The following is a 25,134-nucleotide window of genomic DNA, read 5'->3' as shown; positions in this document are numbered from 1 at the left end:
GTCATACTCCTCTTGCTCCAGGCTGAGTCCGCTGCCGCCACAAGTGGTCGTCCTCGGCGGCAGCCTCATCGAAAATCGCTTGCCGCGTATTCGCGGCGAGCCACGCTTGTTTCGGCTGGCCGATCAGCAGACCGGATCGGCAATCACTGCCTTTCAGATCGACTTCGTCGAGCCGCGCGCCGCGCGCATCGAGCCCTTGCAATTGCGCTCCGGACAACTGAACGCGCGAGAGCTGCGCATGACGGAACGCGATACGCGGCGCATGCAGACGCAGCAGATCGCTGTCCATCACGCTCGCGTGATCGAAGATCGCCTGCGGCAATTCGGTATCGCGCACCATCAGGTTGTTGACCTTCGCGTGATCAAAACTCGCGAGCGGCAACCGGCTTGCGCCGATGCGCCCGCTCGACCAGGTGGAATGCGACCAGGCCGCCTGCTTCAGCTCGCATCCGTGCAGGGTCATGCGTTCGATTTGCGAATCGATCCAGCGCACGTTGATGCCCCGACACTTCGACAGCGTGCATCGGCTGCAGCCGCTCTGCCCGACAATGAAATTCTCAAGCTCCGCCGCCTGGATCTCGATGCCCGCGATTCGCACGTCGATCCACGACGTATCCGACCAGCGCCCGCCGTTCACCGCGATGTCCGTGAACTCGCTGGCGACAAACGACACGTGCGCCGAGCGCACCGCGTCGAACTGCCAGCTCGAGCCGGTCATTTTCGAGAAGATCGCATCGCGCATCAGGCTGTCGGCCCATACCGCATCGGCTATCTCGCCGCCGGTAAACGACACGCCTCGCTGCACGCAGTCTTTCCATCTGGTCGCGCCGACGCGGCAATCCTCGTAGATCAGATTGATCAGCTCGCATCCTTCGAAAAGGTTCGAGTCGAACCGGCAATTGACGAAGCGCAGGTTCGACAGCCGGCATCCGCGCCACGTCAGTTGATCGAAATGGCAATCCTCGTAGATCGTGTCGGACAGATCCAGCTCGCGATGCGACGTCGTGTAATGCCGCCCTTTGATCACTTGCGGCAATGTCGGCGCAAGCATCGGCAATTGAGGCCCGTTCATTTTTCCCTCCCCGGCACATCGAGGCGGCCGACGTTCAAGTTACCCTGCCACGCCCTCGCGCCTGGCAAATGCGCCCACGACGTGCGCGCGCGGATCAGGTTGCAGTCGAACATGCGGGTTTCACGCATGTCGGCGCCGTACAACATCGCCTCCTTCAGAGAACAACGGTCGAACGATGCACCGACGAGCCACGAATGCGTGACGTTCGCGCCGTCGAGCAGCGTACAAGTCCAGTTGGAGCGCTCCGCTTGCAGGTGCTGCGCATTGAGCTGCATGAACGAGCAGTGATCGACCTGCACCGCGTCCGCGCGCAGATCCTGAAAACTCGACGAAGTGAACACGCAGTCGCACAGTTGCGCGTGATCGATCGACGTGCCGTGCGACAGCACCGCAAACGACAGCGTGCTGCGTTGCCACGCGCTCGACGACAGGTCGCTCAGCAGAATGCTCGGCTTGACCATCGTGCACTGGGAAAGGCTCAGCCCCGTCATCTTGCATTCGACGACGCCGAGATCGTCGGCCCGCACCCGGCTCCAGTTCCAATACCGCACGTCGGCGCCGTTCCACGACACGCCGGACCAGACCATGTCACGCACGCTGCCGCGCGCGCCGCCGCAGCCCTGCATCGACACCAGCGACCACGATCCGCCCTCGACCGTCAGTTCGTCGAAGTAACAATCTTCGATGTTGACGCGCTCCAGTACGACATTGCTCCACGCGCTGCGATGCAGTTGACCGCGCACGATCGCGCCATCTCTCCAGACCGTGGCGTCGAGCGTCGCATTGGTGAACGAACAATCAACCACGTGCACGTTGCTCAGCTCACATCTGCGCCATTCGGTGCGATCGAGCCTGCAACGCTCGAAGCGCACTTCGTCCAGGCGCCAGCCTTCGAAGCACAGCTCGGTCAGATCCGCGTCGCGCACCGTCACGCGCGCGAGTTCGCGAGAAGCGGGCTCAGCGAACCGCTGCCGCCAATCATCGCCGTCGGGCGGTGCGGTCGGCAAGGTTTCGCGCTGCATGCGCTCATCGAATGCATCCATCCGTGCTCGGCCTTCACGCGCCTCGAGCAGCCCCAGCCGGTGATGCTCGAGCCGTTCGGCGATCTCGTCGCGGCTGCGCGGCGGCGGCGAAAAGCGCGGATGATCGTCGGCGTCGAGGATCATCTCCCAGACCCAGCCCTTGTCGACGGCGGGCATCAACGCATGGTCCGCCTCCTGCATCGGATCGGTGGAGGTCAGATCCGAGCGCAGCGCGGCAAAGCGCATCAACGCATCGGCGTCGACCCGTTCGTCTGCATCCTTCAGCGCGGCGACCAGCATCTCCAGGCTGTCGTCGAGCAGATAGTCGATACCGACCGAGCCGTTCCACCACAGCACGCCGATATCATGGTCCGGCAGGAACCAGACGGTCTGCTGCCTGAGCACCACTCGCTCAGCGTGCGGCTGCTCGGTGCGCGTCACCAGCGCCACGGCGGTAAGCCGCGGCAGTTCACCGGCGTATCCGTCGCCCTGCGCGCCGAACCGGCTCAGCTCGAAACGCGCGCCGCACGGCCAATCCTCGCGGCGCGACCATTGATCGGGCGCCGCCTGCTGGAAGTAACGCCGATCGACGCTTTCCGGCCAGCCCAAATGCGTGCCGTCATTGGCCATCGCGTCGAGCGAACTGGGACGGTTCGGCATCCATTGCCGGCGCTCGGGCCAGTCGCTCGCGAGCGCGCCCATCGCGGCCAACGGCTCGGGCCCGACGCCGAGCGAGCCCACCCGCAGCAGCGGCGCGGTACCCGACGCGATGCCCAGCGGATTTTCGTTCGCGCTGCCCGCAACAGCCTGAGTCGGATCGATCGCGAGCCGCACAAGCGGCTCGGACCCGGCGCGCCGATCGACCGGCGCGCGGCACGAAACAGTCTTGCGCACGCCGTCCAGCTCGACCCACGCGGCCCAGTCGACCGCGTGGCCGAGCGCACCGGGCGGCACCCGGTGCACCGAATGCCCGACAAGCAGCCATTCCGCGCACTGCTTGGGCATTGCCGCCTCGGCAAGCGGCACCGACGGCGCGGCCGCCTTCAACGCCTCCCAGACGGCGGCCTCGTGAACGAGAATCGCCGGATCGCTGAGCCGGAAGCCAACGCCCAAACTGAGCGCCATCATCGGCTGCGAGCCAATCTGGGTACGCGTCGTCGCGACGAGCACGGACTGAGGTTTGACATGGCGAATTGGCATTAGCTTTTCACCTGCATTCCAAGCTTTTTCAAATCCACGCCGACATCGGAGTAGCTCACGCCGGTATAGGAGTATGCGAATCCCGTGATCGACACGCTGCTGCCTGTCGTCGACACGCTCGAACCGGTGTTGCTCACCGAGCTGCCGGTGGTCGACATGCTCGAGCCGGTGATGCTCGTCGAGCTTCCCGTCACCGACGTCGACGTGCCGGTGATGCTCGTCGACGTGCCGGTATTCGACATCGACGTGCCGGTGATGCTCGTCGAGCTGCCGGTCACCGACGTCGACGTGCCGGTCATGCTGTTGGACGTGCCCGTGTACGACAGCGACACCCCCGTCGTGCTCTGCGACTGGCCCGTCTCCGAGATGCTGGTGTCCGTTCTGGAGTACGAAATGCCCGTCATGCTGTCCGAAACGCCCGTCACCGAATAGCTCTGGCCGGTGATCGACGTCGACACGCCGGTAAACGACGTGCTGATGCCGGTGAAGCCGGTATCGACGCCGGTAAACGACGTGCTGACGCCGGTGAAGCCGGTATCGACGCCGGTGAACGACGTCGATACGCCAGTGAAGCTGGTGCTGATACCCGTGAACGACGTGCTCAGCCCGGTGAAGCTCGCCGACACGCCCGTGAAGCTCACCGCGAGGCCGGTATAGGACACCGAGATCCCCGTGAAGCTGACCGAGATCCCGACGACCGACGTCGCCGTGCCTTTGACGTCCAGATTCAGATCCTGGCCGATCGCCGTCGAGCTGTTGCGCTCGACGGTATGCTGCAAATCCCGCTCCGCATGGACCATCACGCGTTCCGCGCCGCGCTGATCGTCGAACGTGATCTGACTGGCGTTCTGATAAGTGCCCGCGCGCTTGATCGAGCGCGACACCAGCCCTGTGTAGCGAATGTCTTTCGGCAGATCGTATGGCGTCGGATTTTCTCCGTTGTAGACGATCCCGGTTACGAGCGGACGGTCCAGATCGCCGTCGACGTAGGTAATCAGCACTTCCTGGCCAACCCGCGGCATCGCGATCACGCCCCAGCCCTTGCCCGCCCACGCCTGCGACACCCGAATCCAGCAAGACGCATCGGCCTCCGTCGACTTGTAGCGATCCCAGTGAAAATGCACGCGGATGCGCCCGAGCTTGTCGGTATAGACTTCCGACACCTCCGGCCCGACCACCGTCGCGCTCTGGATGCCCGGCACCTCCGGGCGCGGGGTCGTGAGCAGCGGCCGATACGGCCGGTCGTCGGCGAGCGCCTGGAACTTCACCGAGACGTTACGGCCTTGCGACGTGCTGTCCGGCCCGTCCTGGATGAACGTCAGATCGCTGTTGAACACGTAATAGCGGCGATTGCGCGTGGCAGCCGGATGCCCTGCCAACGTGAACGCCCGCCCGGTCGCGAGCCCGCGGGCATTCGCCTCGCCGATCAACACGTGCGAATCCGCCTGGAACGCCTCGAGCCGCAACCGCGCGAGACGCTCACCGGTCTGCTCGTCCTGATAGCCCGTCGCATAGTCGTAATACTGCAACTGGATGCCCGATAGCGCGGGCTCCGGCGGCGTCTGCGCATCGCTGTCGAGCCGGTTGGACGGAATCCAGTAATTGAAGTCGCGCAGCGCGACGTTGTTGGAGCGCACTCGCCGGGTGCGCTGCAGCCGCTGCACCCCTTCGCGCCCCTGAATCGCGCGCTCTTCCTCGCCGTCAGGCAGGTACAGCATCTGCCCATAGGGAAACGGCATGTCTTCGAAGCGCTGAGTGTCGGACAGCACCACGACGTGCCGATCGTCCTCGTGCTCGACCCAGAAATAAATGCCCTCGTCCTCAAGCAAACGCTTGATGAAATTCAGATCGGTTTCCTGAAACTGCACGCAATACTCGCGCTCGTCATACGTGCTTTCGAGCTCGAAGCGATAATCGTCGCGCCGGTGGCCTTGAAAGACCTGCTCGACGATCTGCGGCACCGTCATGTTCTGGAAGATCCGGCTATTGCGGTTCTCCTCGAGAAACGACAGCCAGCTTCTCAGATCCAGCGTGTACGTGTACTGGCCGCTCAGTTGGCCCGTGTCGTAGCCGCCGAAGATCACCGTGTTGAAAGTGCGCACCGCGCCGGCACCCAGATCGATGTCGGCCGACAGCGGCGCGCCGAGCATCGCATCCAGATCCAGCTCCGGGTCGCGGCTGAGCAGGTCGAGCCGATAAGACGGCTCCTGCGAGAATCGCTCATGAACTTTCAGCGCCAACGCAATGCAGCTCGGATCGACCACATCGCTGCGCAATTCGATTAAACGCATGCCGTTTCCCCCTTCGATCCGGCATCGGCCGGAAACTCGCCTTCGCAAACAGCGCCTTCGACGTCGGCCGTCGCCGCAGCGGTTTCAGCGACGGGCGCCGCATCGGCTTCGGCCGCCGCATCGGGCAACGCCACCGCATCGGGCAACGCCACCGCATCGGGCAACGCCGCTGCGTCGTGCAGCACAGCCGCGTCGTCGTCGAACGACAACGACAGCGTGTCGCCCGCCGACAGCCGCACGATCTGCAGCGACCGGTCCTCCGCGCGCGCGGCCAGCACGCCGCGCGCCACGGCCGGCATGACGTGCTGGCGCAGCAGGTCGCGCACCGCGCGTCCGTTCGACGGGTGCCGCGCCACCGCGCGTGCGATCCAGTCCGCCACGCCTTCGTCGACGCGCCATGCCAGCCCGTTCTGCGCAAGACGCTCGCCGATCTCGTCGAGCGCCTGCCGAGCGATGCCCGCCAATGCGTCGTGATCGAGCGGCCGGAACACGACGATCTGAATACGGCCGAGCAGCGCCGCGGAGAAGCGCCCTTGCAGCCGCTCGCGCACCAGCGCCTCGAGCTTGGCCTGCGAGGTTTGCGGATCCGCTTCGCACGCCGCCTCGATATCCGCATCGCCGAGATTGGTGGTCAACAGGATCAGGCTATTGCGGAAACTGATCCGCCGCCCTTCGCCGTCTTCCATCCAGCCCTGGTCGAACACTTGATAGAACACTTCGTGGATATCCGGATGCGCACGGTCGAATTCGTCGAGCAGCAGCACGCTGTACGGTTTCTTGCGGATCGCCTCGGTCAGCCGCCCGCCCTTGCCGTAGCCGACGTAGCCGGGCGGCGCGCCTTTGAGCGTCGACGCGGTGTGCGCTTCCTGAAACTCGTTCATGTTGAATTGCACGAGATTGCGCTCGCCGCCGAATAACAACTCTGCGAGCTTCGCGGCCGCCTGACTCTTGCCGGTGCCGGTCGGCCCCGCGAGCAGCATCACGCCGAGCGGGCGCTCTGGATCACCGAGCCCGGAGTGCGATACCTGCAGCACCTGCGCGATCGAGCGCAGCCCATGCGCCTGCCCGTGTATGCACGCGTTGAGTGAGCGCTCCAGCTCGACGATACGTTGCGCCTCGTCCTGCGCCAGTTGCGTGACCGGCACACCGGTCCATTCGGACAGCACCTCGGCAATCACGTGCTCGTCGACCCACGGCCGCACCCAGCGTTCGGCATCGATGCGCGCCGCCCATGCGCTGCTGTCGGCTTCGTCCCCCTGCTCGGCCGACGGCGGCGCGCTCAGCCGCGCGCGCCATGCGCGAACTTCCTCGCGCTCGCCCTCGACCGCTTTCTCGAGCGTGCGCACCTGCTGCACGAGTTCACCGCGGCGCGCTTGCAGTTCGGCTTCGTCGCCGGGCGTCGGCACGCCCATGTGCCGGTCGTTCGCGCGCCAGTTGAGCGTCTGCTCGATCGCGAACGCCTGCTGCACGAGCCGCTCCAGTTCGGCGGGCGCGCAATTCTGACTCATCGCAACCCGCGCGCACGCGGTATCCAGCAAGCCGATCGCCTTGTCCGGCAATTGCCGCGCCGGCAAATACCGGCGCGACAGCGCAACGGCGCTGCGCAGCGCGGCGTCGATGATATGCACGCCATGATGCTCGGCAAAGCGCGGCGCGATGGTGCGCAACATGTCGACCGCGGCTTCGTCGTCCGGCTCCTCGACGGGAACGGCTTGAAAGCGGCGCACCAGCGCCGCGTCCGGCTCGATGTATTGCTTGTATTCCGACCATGTCGTGGCCGCCACCATCCGCAACTGGCCGCGAGCGAGCATCGGCTTGATGAGATTTGCGGCGTCGCCCGTGCCGGCCGCGCCGCCCGCGCCCACCAGCGTGTGCGTTTCGTCGCAGAACAGGATCACCGGATTGGGCGCCGCGAGCACCGCATCCATCACGGCCTTCAGGCGCTGCTCGAATTCCCCGCGCACGCCCGCGCCCGCTTGCAGCCGCGCCAGATCCAGCGCCCATACCTGCGCGCCAAGCAGGCCGGGCGGCACATCGCCCGCGTGAATCTTCTGCGCGAGTGCCTCGACCACCGCTGTCTTACCCACCCCCGCCTCGCCGACGAGAATCGGATTGTTCTGGCGCCGCCGCGACAGAATGTCGATCACGGTACGCAACTCGGCATCGCGGCCGACGACCGGGTCCAGTTCACCGCGCGCCGCCTGATCGGTCAAGCAGGTTGCCCATTTCGCGAGCGCGTCCGGACTCGCCGCATCGGCTGAAGCATCGTCCGCGAGCGCGTCGTCGCCCGGCGACGCGACGCATTCGCCCACTTCCGGCCAACTCGCCGCCAATGCTTCGTAGCGCTTAACGATTTCGTCCGTCGACGCGTCCGTGATCCCTCCCCGCACTCGCTGCTGGAGCCAGCGCCGCGTGAGGTCATCGTCCAGCCAGGCAAGCAGCAGATGGCCTGAGCGCACCTTGCTTGACGGCGCGGCCACCTGGCTCCAGATCACCGCCGGGCCGACGCTGTGCTCGAGCGCGCCGGAGATGTCGCGCAGCGATTCGCCACTCACGTCGAACGCGTCGAGCGCCTTCTCCAGCCGGCGCTTCACGTCACCGATATCATGCCCCCACTCCGCGAACAGTTTCGCGAAGTCGCTGCGCTCGCGTTGCAGCAGGCACAACGCCCAGTGATCGAGATCGATGAAGGTATGCCGCCGCGATCGGCCCAGCGCCGTCGCATCGACGAGAGCCGCATAAGTCGTGCGGCCAAGACAATTGAAAATGCGTTCGCGATTCACGTCTAGTCCCGAAAAGATTCATAGATGGTCAGGGTGCGCAATGCATGATTCGGCCGAGACCATGCATCGACACCGATGCGCATGCGCCCAACTTTTCCCGCCAACTCAGGACGCGTGCGCACCTGAACCTTGATGACGGGGTCAATCCTTCCGTCGACGAAATCCGCCGTGACTGCATGAACGGCCATGATGGCCGCCGCACGGCGCTGCCAACGGTAAAACTCGTCGGCCTCGATCGGACCGATCACGATCTCCAGCGAATGCTGGACATCCCAGATTCGCGCGCCGAGCCGCCACGCACCGATGCGCAACCCGCCCCCGCGGGACCCCGGCACCGGAATCCAGCGTCCGTAGCGCGGCACGATGCGCAACGGCACGTTGAAATAGCGGGTGAGCATGCGCTGCAGATCGGCAAGCGAGCGGCGCGGCGCGCAGTAGATGCCGGGAAACGCTCGCCTGCATGCGAGCGCATGACGCTCCACGGTTTCACCCGGCGCGAGCCAGCTCGTCTTCGCCCTCGCGTTGGCCAGCGACGTGACGCGCTCGACGAACGGATTGCGCGCGCGCTCGTAGCCCAGCACCGGATGCATCGACGACCACGCGAGGTAATGCAGCCACGCCAAATCGCCGCAAGCCAGGTTGACGAAGCGCTCGAACGCCGCGTTGCGCTCGAAGCGCTTTTCCTGCATCGCATGCTCGGTCACGTGCAACGGCATCGGGCCGTATGGTGCGAACAGACCGAAATGCCGTTGCGTGACCTTGACCTGCGGGTGATCGTCCGCTTCGACGAAGCGCGACAGCTCGACGTCCACGCTCTCCACTTCAGTGCTTGCGAAGTGCATGCCGGCCAACTGCTCGATGCGCAGCCACGCAGGGCTGTGCCGAACGAATCGTGCCGTGCCGCTGCGCTCGCGCTCCAGCACTTCAACGCGGCGCATCAGCTCGAAAAAAGTCCGGCTCGGCCTCAACATGCGCCTGACTCGATGAAATTTCATCGCAGCCTCCCGTCGGCGTATGCCGTGCTCACATGGGTGCTGATCGGCTCGCCGTCGAGCCGTACCACGATCTCGACGCCGTCGTTAAGCGACGCCGCCTCGGCAAGCACCTGCGCCAGCACGCGTGCGAACAGCCAGCCGCCGCGATCCGCATGCGCCGATTCGGCGACATCGATCTCGATGTGCGTTGCCCGCACCAGTGCAATCGGCGTCGCGCGGCCGGATGCAATGAAGCGCGATTCGAGATGCACCGAATGCAGACTCTCGACGCGTTGCCGGTCGAGCGCGTCTTCGCGATTCATCGCCAGTTGCAATTGCTCGATGATGCGCGCGGTGATGTCCTCCCGCCGGCCGGTACGCAATGCGAGCGGGTTGTGGCCGAGATGCGACACGGCTTCCCAGCACGCATCGATCGACGGTATCCCGCGCGGCAGGCTTGCCGGCCACAAACACTCGATACGCTTGACCGCGAGCGGATCGAGCAAGCTCAGCTCGGCATCGAGCAGCGACGACGGCCGCCAATCCCGATCCGCCACCAGCGCCTTGCCGGCAATCGACGCGATGTCGTCCAGTTCGAGCGCGTCACCATACGTCGACACCGAGATCAGGTCATGACTTGCCAGCGGATCGAACCGGTCGCGACGTGCACCGTCGGCCAGCAGTGCGTTTTCCCGCCGCAAGCTGTAACGGATCGAGCCGTCCGTCGCTTCGTATCCCCCAGTCTCCAGTACCGAGCGCGCCGCGTGCGCGTTGCCGTTGCTTTCGTATACGCTGACTTCCGTCAAACCCCACAGGTGATAAGCCGCCGGCGACATACGGTCGACCGGCACCCACTGCTCGGTCAGATTCGGGTCGTAGGGCAACGGGTCGAAACGCTTCGGATACAGATTGATCACGGGCGTTGCGAACAGCCGGAACTGCTGGGCTGACACCTCGCCGATCAATCCGTTAGGCACGTGCCGTAGCGCAAAAAACAATTCGAACGACTGCGCCGAAGGGTCGGCGCTCGCAATCGCTTCGAGCACGTCGAGATAGACGCCCAGAAAACGGGTGGGCTGCGCGAAGTATTCGCGCAGCAACCGCAAACCCGGCAGTCCGCCCAAATCGGCCGGCAGCAGCGCCTCGCTGTCGTCGACACCCGACAGCCTGATACCCGTCATCGGCAACGTCAGCACCTCGTCGCCGCGGCGGGTTGGCACAACCGCGTACCACGCGCTGCTCGACGCGAGCATCACCTGGTGCAGCGCATAAGCACGCGGCAAGTCGCCGGCGAAACTCAAGTGCAGCGGCTCGAGCTTCGCCTCGTCCTTCTTCAAATCGCCCACCGTCGTCAAACCATCCAGCTCGAAACGAAACCGCAGCACGGCCTGTGCGGATGCAAGACGTTGCGCAAGCAACGTAGGCAAGCTGTTCAAACTGCGGCTGCATTCGACCTTCGCGAGCCGGATCGGCAAGAGCGTCACGTCGCGCGCGGTCGCAAACGTCACCGGCAGCTTGCGCCCTGGCAGGCGAGCTGTGACCAACGAACCGCGCGGCAGCGTGTTGCTTCGAAACGCTTCCGGCGAGTCCAGGTCGGGATGAAATGCAAAGGTCGAAATCGCCGGGGTCGCGCCCATGAAGAGCGGACACACGCGTCCCAGTGCCTGCTGCGCGAATTCCGCGCATTCCCGGTCCAGACGCGTTTGCACGCGAGCCGACAAATAGGCCACGCCTTCGAGTAACCGCTCGACGAACGGATCGGTGACCGTATCCGGGTGCAAACCGAGCGCCGATGCAACCTGCGGATGCTCCCTGGAAAAACGGGTGCCCGCATCGCGCAGTTGGCGCAGTTCGTCGTTGTAGTGGTCCAAGAAGTTCATGATCGTTCTCGGCGCTCAAGCATCAGCCAAGCTAAAAAAACCATCCAAATAGTCGAGCGCGAGACTCAACTTGATTTCGGATTTACTTTCTTTCCATATCGTTAGGATATCGAAATACATAACTTGCCTTGCATGCCGATCACGTCCAGGTCTTGGCCGAACACTCGTGCGCGTCATGTCGACACGCGGCTCGAAGCGCCGCATCACCTCGCATATGTGCGAAGCCGCTTGCACGGGATCGATCCGGGTCGAGCCAGGAACCTGCATCGGCGGACAACCATAGTTCAACACCGAATAGGCTGCCGGACTGTTGTCGAGCACACTGATGCGTGCACCGCGCATCGAACAGTTCATCAAATCCACGAGATGATGTCCGACGACATCTTTAAGCGAGTCCCGTTTAAAACGTTTGGACAGCTTGTTATAGAGTTGATCGACCATCGTCTGTTTACTCGTACAACTGATGCGATGCGCGTGTTGCGCCCCGAGACGCAACACGGTCCATGATTGACCCGGACAAATGCTGAGCCCGTTAGACTGCGGCGTTCAGCTTGAGGTCGTAGCCGGCCTTGATCACCGCCCCCATCGTGCCGTCGTTACGCTGCTCGCGATATTCGAACTCGATCTGGGCGAAGTTGATCTTGATTTCGTCGGTCGGCAGCACGTTGTCGACTTGCCCACTGCCATGGCCAAGTTGGGAGAACGGCATGTTGCCGAGCGTTTGAAACGACGACACCAAGCCGCTTGCGAAGGTGATCGTCAGGAACTCCTGCTGCCCCTTGCCCGATTTGCGGCAAATCAGCTTTGCATTCGCGATATGCTCGCCCGTCGCACACATCAGGAACAACTTCGGGGAAGCCTTGTTCGAGACCATGCGGAACTCGAAGTCCTTCATCTCTACCTTGCCTGCACCGCCGCCGCTGCCGAACCCCCAGCGACCCGAGTTCTCTTCCGCCCACCGCCAACTCTGAATCTGAATCAGACCCGGGTACTGCTGATCGGTCGACTCGCCTTCAACGCCATCGATCTGCAGGAAATAATCAACCAACGCATTTGACATTATAAGAACTCCTAAATCACTTTAAGAAATCCAACTAACCCACCGTGACTACGACTTAATCGCTCGGCATCATCCACTGCGATGTTGCGTTGCGACGATTCGAGGTCCGCTCGTCGATCGATGCACGGGACATCTGACTAACCGTTGCCAGTCAGCTTCCCGACTCCTGCTTGATCGACGGCAGCTTCGAAACCAGCCGGAGGGACACGGTCAACCCCTCCAGTTGGAAATGAGGGCGCAAGAAAAATTGCGCACGATAATAACCAGGGTTTTCCGGAATTTCGTCCACGACGACTTCCGCGGCCGACAGCGGACGCTGCGCCTTGGTGACTTCGCTGGAGATCGTCGGATCGCCGTCGACGTAATTCATCAGCCAGTCGTTCAACCATCGCTGCGTGTCTTCCCGCGATTTAAACGAGCCGATCTTGTCGCGAACGATGCACTTCAAGTAGTGCGCAAAGCGGCACGTCGCGAAGATATACGGCAACCGGGACGACAAATTGGCATTGGCGGTCGCATCGTCATCTTCGTATACGGCCGGACGATGCACGGTTTTCGCGCCGATGAACGCGGCCGTGTCGGAATTTTTCCGATACACGAGCGGCATCAACCCCGACTCCGAGAGTTCATGTTCACGCCGATCCGAGATGGCGATCTCCGTTGGGCAGTGCAGTTCGATCTCGTTGTCCTGCGACGGCAGCACGAACTTCGGCAGCACCTCGACTGCGCCACCCGACTCGATGCCGCGAATCTTCGTGCACCAGCCATATGTTTTAAACGCCTGCGTGATATTGGCGCCCATCGCATAGGCGGAATTCGCCCAGCAGAAATCCTCGGCGCGGTTCGGGTCGACCTTTTCTTCGAAACCGAACTCCTCGACGGGCTGGGTCTTCGGCCCGTATGGCACTCGCGCGAGAAAACGCGGCAGGGTCAGTGCCAGGTAGCGGGAGTCATTGCTCTCCCGCAGACGACGCCAGAACGTGTATTCGCTCGAAGTGAAGATCTTGGAGACGTCGCGCGGGTTCGACAGCTCGTCCCAATTGTCCATCTGCAGCAAGCCGGGCGCGGCTGCGGCAATGAACGGCGCGTGCGCGGCAGCAGCGATTTTCGACATCTCGGTCAGAATCGATACGTCCTGTATGCCGTGATCGAACTGATAATCTCCAATCAGACAGCCGAACGGCTCGCCACCGAACTGTCCGTACTCCTGCTCATAAATCATCTTGAAGATCGGGCTCTGGTCCCATACCACGCCCTTGAAGCGGCGCAGCGTCTTGGCGAGATCGGCCTTCGAGATATTCAAGTAGCGGATCTTGAGATTCTCGCTGGTATCCGTATTCGACACCAGGTAGTGCAAACCGCGCCATGCGCCTTCCAACGCCTGGAACCGCTTGTTATGCAGCACCAGCGTCAGTTGTTCGGAGATCTTCTTATCCAACTCCACGATCAGTTGCTCGATCGTTTGCGCGACATCTTCGCGCACGACCACCCTGCCTCGGCGGGCATATTTCAGCAACGTCGCGACCGCAGACTCGACGGCTTCGGCGGCCTCGGTCGTTCTTGGCCTGAACGAACGTCGAAGGATGTCCTTCAGATCGTCATCGACCTGTTCCTGATGTTCTTTGAAGACGACCTGCTCGGCCGCGGATTCCAGTTGGTTGAGCGTGCTCATTTGACCTCCTGATTCGGCGCTCCCTCGCCGGACGGCGCGTTGTCGGGAGCGGCATCGCTGGGCGCCGACGCGACGGCGGCGGTATCGTCATCCGTCACGTTCTGTCTGCGCAATAACTCGTGGATCAGATCCTCGGCGGCGGCTTTGCCGTCCATGTAGGTCAGCAACTCCTTGAGCCGGCTGCGTGCGTCGAGCAGCGTCGAAAGCTCAGGAATGCGCCTGACGACCTCGGCGGGTTCAAACGAATCCATCGACGTGAAGGTCAGATCGATCGGGATCAGCGTGCCGTCGTTGGTCAGCACATTTTTAACGTGATAGCTGAGCGACGGTGCGATCTGGGCCATCCGATCGTCGAAGTTCTCGACATCAATTTCCAAGAACCGGCGCTCTTCCACCGGACCGAGCGGCTCAACGTTGTCGCCGGACAAGTCAGCCATCACGCCCGCCACGAACGGAAGCTCGACTTTCTTTTGCGAGCCGTAGATCTCGACGTCGTATTCGATCTGCACTCTCGGAGCGCGGCTCTCTCCGATAAATTTCTGACCATCTTTTTGACGAACCATTGCTGCCTCCTAAGTAGAACTAAAAAATTTACTTGATAGCCCCGTTGGGTCGGTCGATCTGGGCCGCCAGCGCCGTCCCGTCGGCATAAAGTTCGGCCATCACTTCGCCAAACTGCGCCCCTAGCATCCGTTGAATCCGAGCCAAAAATATCGGCGCCGGATGACTCGGCTCATACACTCGGAAGTACTCGGCAAGGCGTTGCAAGGTGGCTTCGACATCCTTCCTCGATGTCAGCGCGCCGCCGGCAACAAGACGGCCGTCTCGCTCTCGCTCACCAGCGTCGTTCGCCCGCACGGCGGGCTGAATCGAGTTCACCTGCGGATCTTCCGTCGGCTTCAATCTGGATAGCGCCCGATCAATCAAGCCGGACATGCTCGAAACGTCGAACTCTCGTTCCAAAGCCTTGATGCTTTTTTCGATAAGTAATAAGGATTCCTTAGTTTCAGATAGAAACCTTACTGCCGTATCCTTGCGCTCGTTACTCTCCAGTAGCGAGCCAACGTCGCCGCTCGCGAGCGCACTCAACGTCACGCCCTGCTCGGCAACTTGAGCGTTGCCGAACTGATGTAGGAACTGGGGACTCAGGAGCCAGTTGAGATGAAGCAGAAGCGTGTCGCAAGGCAACTCACCCGGCTGTGCCCGCGGGTGGATCTGCTCGATGGGCGAACTCATGATGTCCGCAAGCATTCTGATACTTTCGGCAAGGCCAGGAATCCCTCTCCTCGCCATGCATGCCCGGATGTACCATATCGCTACACGAACATCTCGCTCCTTTTTTAGGAGTGAGTAGCAAGAATTTTCGATTTGTGCCCACTGGAAGGTATATCCCGCTTTCCGGGGTTGTGCCTCTCCAACCGAATCGTATTCACAAATCAAGGCATCGACCTGGATAAACTCCTCATCGAAATCCAACCCATCAGGATCCGATGAGCCGGCCTGTACCGCATCTTCGCCCATCTCAATTCCTTAACGTCAACATTAAATCCACTCTTGACTACCAAACGCCACCCAAACCCCGGATATAAAGATACCCAATGCAATCAGCGCCACCGATCCTAGAATCAAAATCGGTAAATATTATCCAAGCGGACTGAGTCCTTCTTGAAAATTCCACATCACCGGAAGAATTTACATCAATCATTCATCACCACGATTCCCGAACCATCATGAAATTGGGTCATGAAAGAATATTTCCAGAAAATGTTATTTTCACGACATCAAACAGTCCGAAAGATGGCATAATTAAATCCGCCGGCTTCCTGAGCGCTTGTGTATTTTGGGAAACAGATCTCTTCGATACATCGATACGATGGGGGAGAAGTTTGCTGAAGCCGCTTTCAGCAACGAGTCCGGCCGATGGCGGTGCGCAGCACGCCTGCCCAAGCCGCTCGTGGGAGACATCAACTCCGTTATTCCTTTGCGCCACGTAGGTAGGCATGTCAGCCTGCATGCCTGCGGTTATCAATATCACTGAGGCGGCAAACGCCAGGAATACAAGTTCTTTGTCGTGACCCATTTCTACGCTCCCTTCTCAATCTTATGAAATTTATATTAGTTATTTACCTCGATAGGTGTTTTCCCTAACTCGATCGCTGCCCTCACACCACTCATTAACAGCGGAACAAACTTTGCACCGTTGGCCAACATAATAGCCCGTCATTTAATTTTCTGTAAAGAATTTCCTAATTTACGACGGTTTCCCCTAATGTGCGGGAGATTACAGAGCAAATCCCGCACATCAAATCGTCAAAAAGATTATTTACTTGTATTATTTAATAAACGAAGTTAAATTCTTATACAAACAAATAATAAATTATTTATTAAATAAATATTTTTGGTTACCCGGCTGATGCGTTTGCCGTTGGAATTTCCGATGTCGAACCCATACCCCGGCCCGTAATACTTTGGCAACGATGGCATTGCGCATTACAGCACTACATAGTTAGCAAGGACACCAAACCACGGAAAGCGCTAAGTGCACGCGGCGAAGATACGTGACAAGCCAGTGACCGATTTGACCCACTACCCGACATCGCACATGCAGCATTCAGACACAGCGCGCGGACGACTCCAATGACATACCAGTTGAACAAAATCGGCGACGCACACGGCATCCACCATAGGCTGCCCTCGACCAGGACGGCAAGCGTCCGAACAACAACACGCTGCTCAACGACTGCGCCAAGCTTCATGCGTTAGTCGCCAGACTCCAATCTCATTGAGTGACGCCTGTTCACCATCGACCCGCCCCTTCGCGTCGATGCGCTCGCGACTATGGCCGCCCGCGATGCAGGCACGCTAGCCGCCTCATTGCCAGGCCGTGCCATGCCTCGCATCCCATGTCAGCACCCGACGGATTTATATAGGCAAACCGCGAATGCCATTCGTTGTTCACGCAACCATTGCGATGCGATCATCATCGATGTCGCACTGCATCGCGAATCCCACCAATGGTTTGTCGACCCATAGCAGCAAGTGCGAATGCAGGACCTGGATCGAGTGGCTTCGCAATGAGTGCCCCGTCATGAAGGTTGGCACTGGTTTCGTCGGCGCACAGATCGTGCAATGCGATGCATACGTCGGCCACTCCATCGCGCCCAATCTGCCCGAACGCATCCGAAAGAATGCGCTCACGCCACCCTTCGGTACGCCATCATCGTTTCGACGAGCGCCGCCCCTGACGCGGAAAACCTGATCAAGCGCTCTCCCAGTGCTGCGTCATACACTCGCGAGCGGCAGCGTTTGCGAACCGTGCGCTATCGGGCGCTGCGCAGCCTGCCATCGTATGATCGCGCCTGCGCAGCCAACGTGATTCATCGAGCGGATTCCAAAGGACGGCAACGATTGCAGCCGTCGCTTTATCCACACAAGCAACTCGAACAACACGCCTGCCTGGCCAGCGAAGCAGCAAGCTTCGCTCCACGTCATCCGCACGAAGGAAATGAAGCGCAAACGGGATTCACGCTCGTCACAACGAGCATCGTCGGGCCCGCGATCAAGCGTGCTGTCCAGAACAGGAGCGCGAGACCATGCGAACGCACGCGAAAGGCTTCGCTTGCGATATGCCCGCCATGGCCGCGCATGCAAAGCGCAAATGAACGCACACGCACCGGATGCATGGCAGTGAAAAAATGACACGCGGCAACGTGCATCAGAGTCGAGAGAGGAAACCGCTCGTCCGCGCCTCACGGCAAAACTCGTCGCGCCGGAATACGTTGTATCCGCGTTCACGCCGGTCTGCGTCTTGGCCGTGGACTGAGGCCCACCGGAAACCAGGCGCATGCCCTGCCGCACTTCGGATATCGTGACTGCCAGAAACCAATGAAATGGGCTGAAGTGCCGCCGCATGAAAAGGGGCTGTCGAAGCGATGGTCGTTTTGATTACCACCCTTCCTTATTCGTCACCGCAAAACAAAAACCCCGCAGAGCCTAGACTCTGCGGGGTTTCGCCGCCAGATACTGGCGGAGACGGAGGGATTCGAACCCTCGATCCAGGTTTTGGCCCAGATGCTCCCTTAGCAGGGGAGTGCCTTCGACCTCTCGGCCACGTCTCCCAAACCTTCGCTCGCGCCAGGGAGGCAGCGCGACGAAACCAAGATAATATAGGGTTCCGAGCAGAACGTCAAATTTCCGCGACGCATATTCACCGCACGCGTCACGGAAATTTCATCATGCCTGTTCGAGTTCGAACGCCTTATGCAACGCGCGGACGGCGAGTTCCATATATTTCTCGTCGATCAACACCGAGATCTTGATCTCGGACGTCGAAATCATCTGAATGTTGATCCCCTCTTCCGACAGCGTGCGGAACATCGTGCTCGCGACGCCGACGTGCGAACGCATCCCGACTCCGACCACCGATACCTTCGACACTTTCGGGTCGCCCAGCACCTGCTCGGCGCTCACATGCCCCTTCACCTGGTTCGTGAGGATGTCCATCGCCTTCTGATAATCGCCACGGCCGACCGTGAACGTGAAGTCGGTCTTACCTTGCACGCTCTGGTTCTGGATGATCATGTCGATATCGATGTTCGCGTCGGCCACCGGGCCAAGAATCTGATATGCGATGCCCGGCTTGTCGGGCACGCCCATCACCGCGATGCGCGCTTCGTCACGCTGGAACGCAATACCGGAAATGACTGCCTTTTCCATGGTCTCGTCTTCTTCAAAAGTAATCAGGGTGCCCGAGCACATCTCTTCGTCGAGCGGAATCTGCGGATCGGTGAGGCTCGACAGCACACGCGTCTTCACATGGTATTTGCCGGCAAACTCGACCGAGCGGATTTGCAGCACCTTCGAGCCGAGGCTTGCCATTTCCAGCATTTCCTCGAACGTCACGCGATCGAGGCGGCGCGCTTCTTCAACGACGCGCGGATCGGTGGTGTAGACGCCGTCGACGTCGGTGTAGATCAGGCATTCGTCGGCCTTGAGCGCAGCCGCAACCGCGACCGCCGACGTATCCGAGCCGCCGCGGCCGAGCGTCGTGATATGGCCATCCGGATCGACGCCTTGAAAGCCCGTGATGATGACGACCTTGCCCGCGTCGAGATCCTTCGTCACGCGCTCGTCGTCGATCGAGTGAATGCGCGCTTTCGTGTAAGCGCTGTCGGTCTTGACCGGCACCTGCCAGCCGGCGTAGCTCACGGCATCGACGCCGATTTCCTGCAGCGCGATCGACAGCAGGCCAACGCTGACCTGTTCGCCCGTCGACGCAATCATGTCGAGCTCACGCGGATTCGGCTGGCTCGAAATCTCTTTGGCGAGCCCGAGCAAACGGTTCGTTTCGCCAGACATCGCCGACGGCACGACCACCATCCGGTGTCCGGCCTGATGCCATTTTGCGACGCGTTTTGCGACGTTCTTGATGCGCTCGACCGAGCCCATCGAAGTGCCGCCGTATTTATGTACGATGAGTGCCATTGTCGTTCAGAACTGGAGAGAGGCCGCACGGACATGCTGGACAGACCGCGGTGCCGTTCGGTCACGCGGCTTGTGGCTGTGGACGGACGACGGGAAGAACGGCTGGGGCGCAGCACGCAGGGCGTGGCGATTTGCCCGGAAGGCGGCTCAGGCCGCGCAAACCGGGTACGTCACGCGGGAAACCTGCACAAAATGCTCAAAAATCGAGCCGAGCAAACACTTGAGCGTACCCGATCGATCGCTGCTTGACAAGCCGCGCTGCCCAGCATCGCACGGATCGCGACCTCTTTAAGCGGCCCCGCGCGCAAGCAAGCGCCTCACTCGCAACCGGATCAACCAGATCGATGCGGCGGTTGCCGGCACGTCGGGCAAGCCGCGCGCCGAGGCCCGCGCATCAAATCGACGATCCGCTTACGCGGGTCCGAAGCCGCCCGCCGAACCGGGCGGCGAGCGGCGGCGAACACACCGCGTTTGTATCCGAAAGCACGTGCTTTTGCACGCAGACGGGATGGCGGTTCGTCGCGGCAAAAACGGCGCGGCCGATGCGCGGCCTTCGTCGTCGGATTCACAAGCAAGACCGGTTCGCACGTTCACCGTTGCCCTGAACACGCCAGCGCTAGGCAATCAGCCAATCGGGCCGCCACTCGATGCGCCGCCATTCGCCGCGCGCATCCGCGTCCAGGTGGAACGCGCGATTCACACCGACGCGCGGCACGAACAGCAGCCGATCGCCGACGTACAGCAGCGGCACGTCGCGCTGCCACGCCGGCACACCGCGCTCCTGAAACAAATTCTTCAACGTGCGACCCGGCCCGCCCGGCAATGCGCGCATCCGCTCGCCGCCGGTGCGCGCACGCGCATGCAGGTCCGCGCCGGCAAGAAGCGCCTCGGGCACCGCATCGCGATCGCGCGCGTGCGTCGGATGGAACACGAACGTGCCGCGCCACGCCGGCAGATGCCAGACCTCCTGGCCGCGCCAAACGAGCACGCAGTCGATTTGCGCAGCCGCCGCCGCGTGCGCCTGCGACGCCGCCCCACCCCGCGCGCCGGCGGCAACGGCCGCGGCAGCGCCGCCGTCGGTTTGGCGTCGGCTATCGACGTTCGCGCCTGAATGCTGATCCGCGCCCGCATCGCCCGCTTTCGTGCCGCTCGGCCCAGTGCGTTCGTCCGCCTCCCACTGAACGTCGTCGCGATAAAGACGAAGACGCCACCCCGCATGATCGACGCGCAGCGCATGCGCGTCACGCGCCGCGCGCAGCTGTTTCATCATTTCGGCAAGACGCGCGGCCGACGCGCCCGGCAGCCCGAGCGTGCGCATCCAGTAGCGCAGCAGATTCGCGCCGCGCTCGTCGTCGAGCGCGACGAGCGCGGCGCGCGACAGCACGCGTCCATCGTCGCGCGCGAGCGCGCGCAGATCGTTCGCGGCAAGCGCGTCGAGCAGCCGCTGCGCGGCTGCCGCATGCTGCGCGGCACGGCCGAGCGCGTCGCGAAACCCCGGAAAGTGCGGCGCAAGCGCGGGCAGCACGTCGGCGCGCAACGCGTTGCGCGCATAGCGCGTGTTTTCGTTCGATTCGTCGTCGATCCAGCGCAGCGCCTGTTGTCGCGCATAGCGCTCGAGTTGCGCGCGCAGCAGATGCAGCAACGGCCGTGCACGCACGACGCTCGCCGAGGTGGGTCGATACTGCGGCGCCATCGCCGCGAGCCCCGCAATGCCGGCCCCGCGCAGCAATTGCAGCAGCACCGTCTCGGCCTGATCGTCGGCATGCTGCGCCAGCCATAGCACGGGCGCATGGTGCCGCGCGCACATCGCATCGAGCGCCCGATAGCGCGCTTCGCGCGCGCTCGCTTCGATCCCCTGGCCGCTTGCGCGCGGCACGTCGACGCGCATCGCGTCGAAGCGTACACCGAGCGCATGCGCCGCCTGCTCGCAATGCGCGAGCCACGCGTCGGCATTCGGACTCAATCCATGATGAACGTGCAGCGCCACACAACGCGCCGCGCCGACGACCCGCACCGCCGCATGCAGCAGAACAGTCGAATCGAGCCCGCCGCTGTACGCGAGCGCAAACGTCGCGTCGCCCGGCCACGCGGACGACGCGGCGCCGATCGCGTCGAGCACGACGCGATCGGCGGAAAACTCATTGGGGGAAATCACGGCGATGCGGCGTGGCGCGCCGTTCGTCCAAACCGGGCGCCCGGCGCTTACGCGCCCAGCGCCGTTTCCTTGAACTTGCCGTAAGCCATCAGGCGTTCGAAGCGGCGCGCGCGCAGCGCGTCGACGTTCATGCCTTGGAACTGGCGCAGCGTGTCGGCAAGCGCGCGACGCAGCAGCGCGGCCATGCCCTTCGGATCACGGTGCGCGCCGCCGAGCGGCTCGTTGACGATCTTGTCGATCAGCCCGAGCGCCTTCAGCCGGTGCGCGGTCAGGCCCAGCGCCTCGGCCGCCTCGGGCGCCTTCGCCGCGCTCTTCCACAGAATCGACGCACAGCCTTCCGGCGAGATCACCGAATACGTCGCGAATTGCAGCATCAACACGCTGTCGGCAACCGCGATCGCCAGCGCACCGCCCGAACCGCCTTCACCGATCACCGTGGTGATGATCGGCGTCTTCAGTTCGGCCATCACATACAGATTGCGGCCGATCGCCTCGGACTGGCCGCGCTCCTCGGCGCCGACGCCCGGATACGCGCCCGGCGTGTCGACGAACGTGAAAATCGGCAACCCGAATTTCTCGGCAAGACGCATCAGCCGCTCAGCCTTGCGGTAGCCTTCCGGCCGCGGCATTCCGAAGTTGCGCGCGGCACGCTCCTTGGTGTCGCGCCCCTTCTGATGACCAATCACCATGCATGCATGACCGTTGAAACGGGCAAGACCGCCGACGATCGACTGGTCGTCCGCGAATGCGCGATCGCCGTGCAACTCGTGAAAATCGGTAAACAACTCGCTGATGTAGTCGAGCGTGTAGGGCCGCTGCGGATGGCGGGCGATCTGCGAGACCTGCCAAGGCGTCAGGTTCGCGTACAGATCCTTCGTGAGCTGCTGGCTCTTCTTCGACAGCCGCTCGATCTCTTCCGAGATGTCGACAGCCGAGTCGTCCTGCACGAAGCGCAGTTCTTCGATTTTCGCCTCGAGTTCGGCGATAGGCTGCTCGAAATCCAGAAATGTGGTCTTCATGTGTTGGAATCCTTGGGTCTTGCGGCAGCGCGTATTTTACCGCGCGCATCCGGTGCAAGTACGGGTCAAAACTATCGACAGATAATTTGCAATAGCCTCGGTTGGCTATCGGATCAGCTACTGACAGTCAACGGATCGAGACTGCGCCACATGTACCACGTGGCAACGGTGCGCCACGGCTCCCAGTTCGCCGCCACTTCGCGCGCTTCGCTGCGCGTGACGGGCTCTCCACTGAAATAATTGACGCTGATCGCGCGAATCAACGCGAGATCGTCGAGCGGCAACACGTTCGGCCGCGACAGATTGAAGATCAGGAACATCTCGGCGGTCCAGCGGCCGATGCCGCGGATTTGCGTAAGCTCCGCGATCACGTCCTCGTCGTCCATCGTCACCCATTTGTCGACGTGCAGCGCACCCGACACGAAGTGCTGCGCCAAATCGAGGATGTATTCGGATTTGCGCTTGGACAAACCGCATCCGATCAACTTTTCCTGGCCGAGCTTGATGATCTGCTGCGGCGCGAGCTTCGGACACGCGGTCTCGATCTTCAGCCACATCGACTGCGCGGCCGCGACCGAAATCTGCTGGCCGACGACCGAGCGCGCGAGCGTGACGAACGAATCGTCGCGTTTCACGAGATGCGCGGGGCCGAATTTCGGAATCAGCTTCTTCAGGATCCGGTCGCGCTTGACGAGATCGGCGCACGCCTTGTCCCAGTACGGCGGGCGCGCGACCGTCTCCGCGTTGCTCAGTTGCACAGGCACCGCGGCCTCGGACACTTTCGCCTTGCGCGCGGTTTGCGGCTCGGCCGCCGATGCGGCCGCGCCGTCCTGCGGCAGGTCGGCCGCGTATTCGCCGTCGCCCTTCGCGCGCTTCGCGGCGGCGTCGCGCACGCCCGGCTTGTACGCGGCGCCGTTCGCCGCGCCGTTGGGCGCCGCGCGCCCGGCCGCACTTTTCTGCGCGGCCGGCGCACGCGCGCCGGCACGCTTGAGCGCTACTGACGGTTGCGTCGCCGCTCCCTTAGCCGGCGCCTTTCTGGCCGTTACCATCTAGCCTCCTACCTGGCGAATCGATCAATGGGACAGACGATGCGCGCTCATATGCGGCGCCACTCGGTCAATCCGCCCGGTTTGTCTTCAAGCGCGACGCCGGCATCGAGCAATTCCGCCCGGATCCGGTCCGCCTCGGCATAGTTTTTCGCCTGCTTCGCGGCAACGCGCGCGGCGACCCTCGTTTCGATCTCGGCTGCATCGAGCGCGCCCGTGCGCGCCGCGCCCGCCGCATCCTGAAGAAACACGCGCGGTTCGCGGCCGAGCAGGCCGAGCACGCCAGCGAGCCGCCGCAACTGGCGCGCGAGCGCCGGATCGCGCGAGCGGTTCACCTCGGTCGCCAGCTCGAACAGCACCGCGACTGCAACCGGCGTGTTGAAATCGTCGTTCATCGCCGCCGTGAAACGGCGTGCGTAATCGTCGTGCCAATCGAGCGCCGCATCATCGGGCGTCACATCCTTCAGTGCCGTATAAAGGCGCGTCAGCGACGCGCGCGCATCGTCCAGATGCACGTCGCTGTAATTGAGCGGCGAACGGTAATGCGCGCGCAAGATGAAAAAGCGCACGACCTCGGCATCGAATTTCTCGAGCACCTCGCGGATCGTGAAGAAGTTGCCGAGCGATTTCGACATCTTCTCGCTGTCGACCTGCACAAAGCCATTGTGCATCCAGTAATTGACGAACGTCTGCCCGGTCGCGCCCTCGCTTTGCGCGATCTCATTCTCGTGATGCGGAAATTGCAGATCCTGCCCGCCGCCGTGAATGTCGAAGTGCTCGCCAAGCAGCGTGCAGCCCATTGCCGAGCACTCGATATGCCAGCCCGGGCGGCCGCGCCCATATTTCGAATCCCAGCCGGTCTCGGCCGGCTCGTCCGGTTTCGCGCGCTTCCACAGCACGAAGTCGAGCGGGTCTTCCTTCGCATCGTTCGCGGCCACACGCTCGCCCGCGCGCAGATCCTCGAGCGACTTGCCCGACAGCTTGCCGTAACCGTCGAACTTGCGCACCGAGAAATTGACGTCGCCGTCCTTTGCCTGATAGGCGTAGCCGTTCGCCTCGAGCTTCTCGATCATGCCGAGCATCTGCGGGATGAACGCGGTCGCTCGCGGCTCGTGGTCCGGCCGCTCGACGCCGAGCGCGTCGAAATCCGCGTTCATCGCATCGATGAAGCGGCTCGTCAGCGCGCTGATCGACTCGCCGTTCTCGATCGCGCGACGGATGATCTTGTCGTCGACATCGGTGATGTTGCGCACGTAAGTCACCCGGTAGCCGCTCGCGCGCAGCCAGCGCTGGACGACGTCGAACACGACCACCATCCGCGCGTGTCCGATGTGGCAATAGTCGTAGACGGTGATCCCGCAGACATACATCCGCACCTCGCCGGGCTGCCGCGGCACGAAAACTTGCTTGTCACGCGCGAGCGTGTTGTAGATGCGCAGTGATTCCATAGAGACGAAATTGAGCCGAAGGAAACCG

General features: G+C 62.3%; 17 protein-coding genes, 1 tRNA gene and 1 pseudogene. 1 reads left to right on the top strand and 18 read right to left on the bottom strand.

Annotation, left to right across the window (positions count from 1 at the left end):
• Nucleotide 1: 1 nt before the first annotated feature.
• The 14 genes from AQ611_RS07910 to AQ611_RS07840 form a co-directional block, all read right to left on the bottom strand.
• A complete protein-coding gene (locus AQ611_RS07910; protein ID WP_069234176.1) occupies nucleotides 2-1,072 on the bottom strand; it encodes a pentapeptide repeat-containing protein in 1,071 nt (356 codons plus the stop codon).
• Nucleotides 1,069-3,288, bottom strand: a complete 2,220-nt coding sequence (locus AQ611_RS07905; protein ID WP_069235189.1) for a DUF2169 family type VI secretion system accessory protein — start codon at nucleotides 3,286-3,288, stop codon at nucleotides 1,069-1,071. The genes AQ611_RS07910 and AQ611_RS07905 overlap by 4 nt, the downstream gene beginning before the upstream one ends.
• Nucleotides 3,289-3,293: 5 nt before the next feature.
• A complete protein-coding gene (locus AQ611_RS07900; protein ID WP_069234175.1) occupies nucleotides 3,294-5,585 on the bottom strand; it encodes a type VI secretion system Vgr family protein in 2,292 nt (763 codons plus the stop codon).
• The gene (gene tssH, locus AQ611_RS07895; protein ID WP_069234174.1) at nucleotides 5,576-8,368 is read right to left on the bottom strand and encodes a type VI secretion system ATPase TssH; all 2,793 of its coding nucleotides are present in this window, start codon (nucleotides 8,366-8,368) and stop codon (nucleotides 5,576-5,578) included. The genes AQ611_RS07900 and tssH overlap by 10 nt, the downstream gene beginning before the upstream one ends.
• 2 nt (nucleotides 8,369-8,370) lie before the next feature.
• Nucleotides 8,371-9,363 carry a type VI secretion system baseplate subunit TssG gene (locus tag AQ611_RS07890; protein WP_069234173.1) on the bottom strand — a complete coding sequence of 331 codons (993 nt, stop codon included), beginning with the start codon at nucleotides 9,361-9,363 and terminating at the stop codon, nucleotides 8,371-8,373.
• Nucleotides 9,360-11,222 carry a type VI secretion system baseplate subunit TssF gene (tssF, locus tag AQ611_RS07885; RefSeq protein ID WP_069234172.1) on the bottom strand — a complete coding sequence of 621 codons (1,863 nt, stop codon included), beginning with the start codon at nucleotides 11,220-11,222 and terminating at the stop codon, nucleotides 9,360-9,362. The genes AQ611_RS07890 and tssF overlap by 4 nt, the downstream gene beginning before the upstream one ends.
• Nucleotides 11,223-11,237: 15 nt before the next feature.
• On the bottom strand, nucleotides 11,238-11,663 hold the full coding sequence (locus AQ611_RS07880) for a GPW/gp25 family protein (protein ID WP_059516730.1): 426 nt from the start codon (nucleotides 11,661-11,663) through the stop codon (nucleotides 11,238-11,240).
• A 91-nt stretch (nucleotides 11,664-11,754) separates the two neighbouring features.
• Entirely contained in the window at nucleotides 11,755-12,282 is a 528-nt protein-coding gene (locus tag AQ611_RS07875; RefSeq protein ID WP_059516728.1) for an Hcp family type VI secretion system effector, read from the bottom strand.
• A 151-nt stretch (nucleotides 12,283-12,433) separates the two neighbouring features.
• A complete protein-coding gene (gene tssC, locus AQ611_RS07870) occupies nucleotides 12,434-13,954 on the bottom strand; it encodes a type VI secretion system contractile sheath large subunit (protein ID WP_069234171.1) in 1,521 nt (506 codons plus the stop codon).
• Nucleotides 13,951-14,517: a type VI secretion system contractile sheath small subunit gene (tssB, locus tag AQ611_RS07865; protein ID WP_059516725.1), complete on the bottom strand. Its 567-nt coding sequence runs from the start codon at nucleotides 14,515-14,517 to the stop codon at nucleotides 13,951-13,953. The genes tssC and tssB overlap by 4 nt, the downstream gene beginning before the upstream one ends.
• 28 nt (nucleotides 14,518-14,545) lie before the next feature.
• On the bottom strand, nucleotides 14,546-15,475 hold the full coding sequence (locus AQ611_RS07860) for a type VI secretion system protein TssA (RefSeq protein WP_069234170.1): 930 nt from the start codon (nucleotides 15,473-15,475) through the stop codon (nucleotides 14,546-14,548).
• A 220-nt stretch (nucleotides 15,476-15,695) separates the two neighbouring features.
• Complete coding sequence (locus AQ611_RS25440; RefSeq protein WP_146011847.1) at nucleotides 15,696-16,034, bottom strand: hypothetical protein; 339 nt, start codon at nucleotides 16,032-16,034, stop codon at nucleotides 15,696-15,698.
• A 1,944-nt stretch (nucleotides 16,035-17,978) separates the two neighbouring features.
• A tRNA-Ser gene (locus tag AQ611_RS07845) sits at nucleotides 17,979-18,072 on the bottom strand.
• 115 nt (nucleotides 18,073-18,187) lie between these two features.
• Nucleotides 18,188-19,438: an aspartate kinase gene (locus tag AQ611_RS07840; RefSeq protein WP_059516717.1), complete on the bottom strand. Its 1,251-nt coding sequence runs from the start codon at nucleotides 19,436-19,438 to the stop codon at nucleotides 18,188-18,190.
• Here AQ611_RS07840 and AQ611_RS24570 point away from each other — a divergent pair.
• Nucleotides 19,421-19,662: pseudogene (locus tag AQ611_RS24570) on the top strand (hypothetical protein). The gene AQ611_RS07840 and the pseudogene AQ611_RS24570 sit on opposite strands and share 18 nt — an antisense overlap.
• Before the next feature lie 392 nt (nucleotides 19,663-20,054).
• Here AQ611_RS24570 and tilS read toward each other — a convergent pair.
• The 4 genes from tilS to cysS form a co-directional block, all read right to left on the bottom strand.
• A complete protein-coding gene (gene tilS / locus AQ611_RS07830) occupies nucleotides 20,055-21,593 on the bottom strand; it encodes a tRNA lysidine(34) synthetase TilS (protein WP_069234166.1) in 1,539 nt (512 codons plus the stop codon).
• Between the two features lie 47 nt (nucleotides 21,594-21,640).
• Entirely contained in the window at nucleotides 21,641-22,612 is a 972-nt protein-coding gene (locus AQ611_RS07825; protein WP_059516711.1) for an acetyl-CoA carboxylase carboxyltransferase subunit alpha, read from the bottom strand.
• 113 nt (nucleotides 22,613-22,725) lie between these two features.
• Nucleotides 22,726-23,661, bottom strand: a complete 936-nt coding sequence (locus tag AQ611_RS07820; protein WP_069234165.1) for a DNA-3-methyladenine glycosylase family protein — start codon at nucleotides 23,659-23,661, stop codon at nucleotides 22,726-22,728.
• 47 nt (nucleotides 23,662-23,708) lie between these two features.
• A complete protein-coding gene (cysS, locus tag AQ611_RS07815) occupies nucleotides 23,709-25,106 on the bottom strand; it encodes a cysteine--tRNA ligase (RefSeq protein WP_059516706.1) in 1,398 nt (465 codons plus the stop codon).
• Nucleotides 25,107-25,134: the final 28 nt, after the last annotated feature.

The sequence above is a fragment of the Burkholderia singularis genome, from assembly GCF_001718875.1.
Lineage (GTDB): Bacteria > Pseudomonadota > Gammaproteobacteria > Burkholderiales > Burkholderiaceae > Burkholderia > Burkholderia singularis.
This window is presented reverse-complemented; position numbering and strand designations above follow the sequence as displayed.

Coding starts and splice junctions, on each gene's coding strand:
- AQ611_RS07910 (WP_069234176.1), bottom strand. CDS start 1,072: ATGAACGGGCCTCAATTGCCGATGCTTGCGCCGACATTGCCGCAAGTG.
- AQ611_RS07900 (WP_069234175.1), bottom strand. CDS start 5,585: ATGCGTTTAATCGAATTGCGCAGCGATGTGGTCGATCCGAGCTGCATT.
- AQ611_RS07890 (WP_069234173.1), bottom strand. CDS start 9,363: ATGAAATTTCATCGAGTCAGGCGCATGTTGAGGCCGAGCCGGACTTTT.
- tssF (WP_069234172.1), bottom strand. CDS start 11,222: ATGAACTTCTTGGACCACTACAACGACGAACTGCGCCAACTGCGCGAT.
- AQ611_RS07880 (WP_059516730.1), bottom strand. CDS start 11,663: ATGGTCGATCAACTCTATAACAAGCTGTCCAAACGTTTTAAACGGGAC.
- AQ611_RS07875 (WP_059516728.1), bottom strand. CDS start 12,282: ATGTCAAATGCGTTGGTTGATTATTTCCTGCAGATCGATGGCGTTGAA.
- tssC (WP_069234171.1), bottom strand. CDS start 13,954: ATGAGCACGCTCAACCAACTGGAATCCGCGGCCGAGCAGGTCGTCTTC.
- tssB (WP_059516725.1), bottom strand. CDS start 14,517: ATGGTTCGTCAAAAAGATGGTCAGAAATTTATCGGAGAGAGCCGCGCT.
- AQ611_RS07860 (WP_069234170.1), bottom strand. CDS start 15,475: ATGGGCGAAGATGCGGTACAGGCCGGCTCATCGGATCCTGATGGGTTG.
- AQ611_RS25440 (WP_146011847.1), bottom strand. CDS start 16,034: ATGGGTCACGACAAAGAACTTGTATTCCTGGCGTTTGCCGCCTCAGTG.
- AQ611_RS07840 (WP_059516717.1), bottom strand. CDS start 19,438: ATGGCACTCATCGTACATAAATACGGCGGCACTTCGATGGGCTCGGTC.
- AQ611_RS07825 (WP_059516711.1), bottom strand. CDS start 22,612: ATGAAGACCACATTTCTGGATTTCGAGCAGCCTATCGCCGAACTCGAG.
- AQ611_RS07820 (WP_069234165.1), bottom strand. CDS start 23,661: ATGGTAACGGCCAGAAAGGCGCCGGCTAAGGGAGCGGCGACGCAACCG.
- cysS (WP_059516706.1), bottom strand. CDS start 25,106: ATGGAATCACTGCGCATCTACAACACGCTCGCGCGTGACAAGCAAGTT.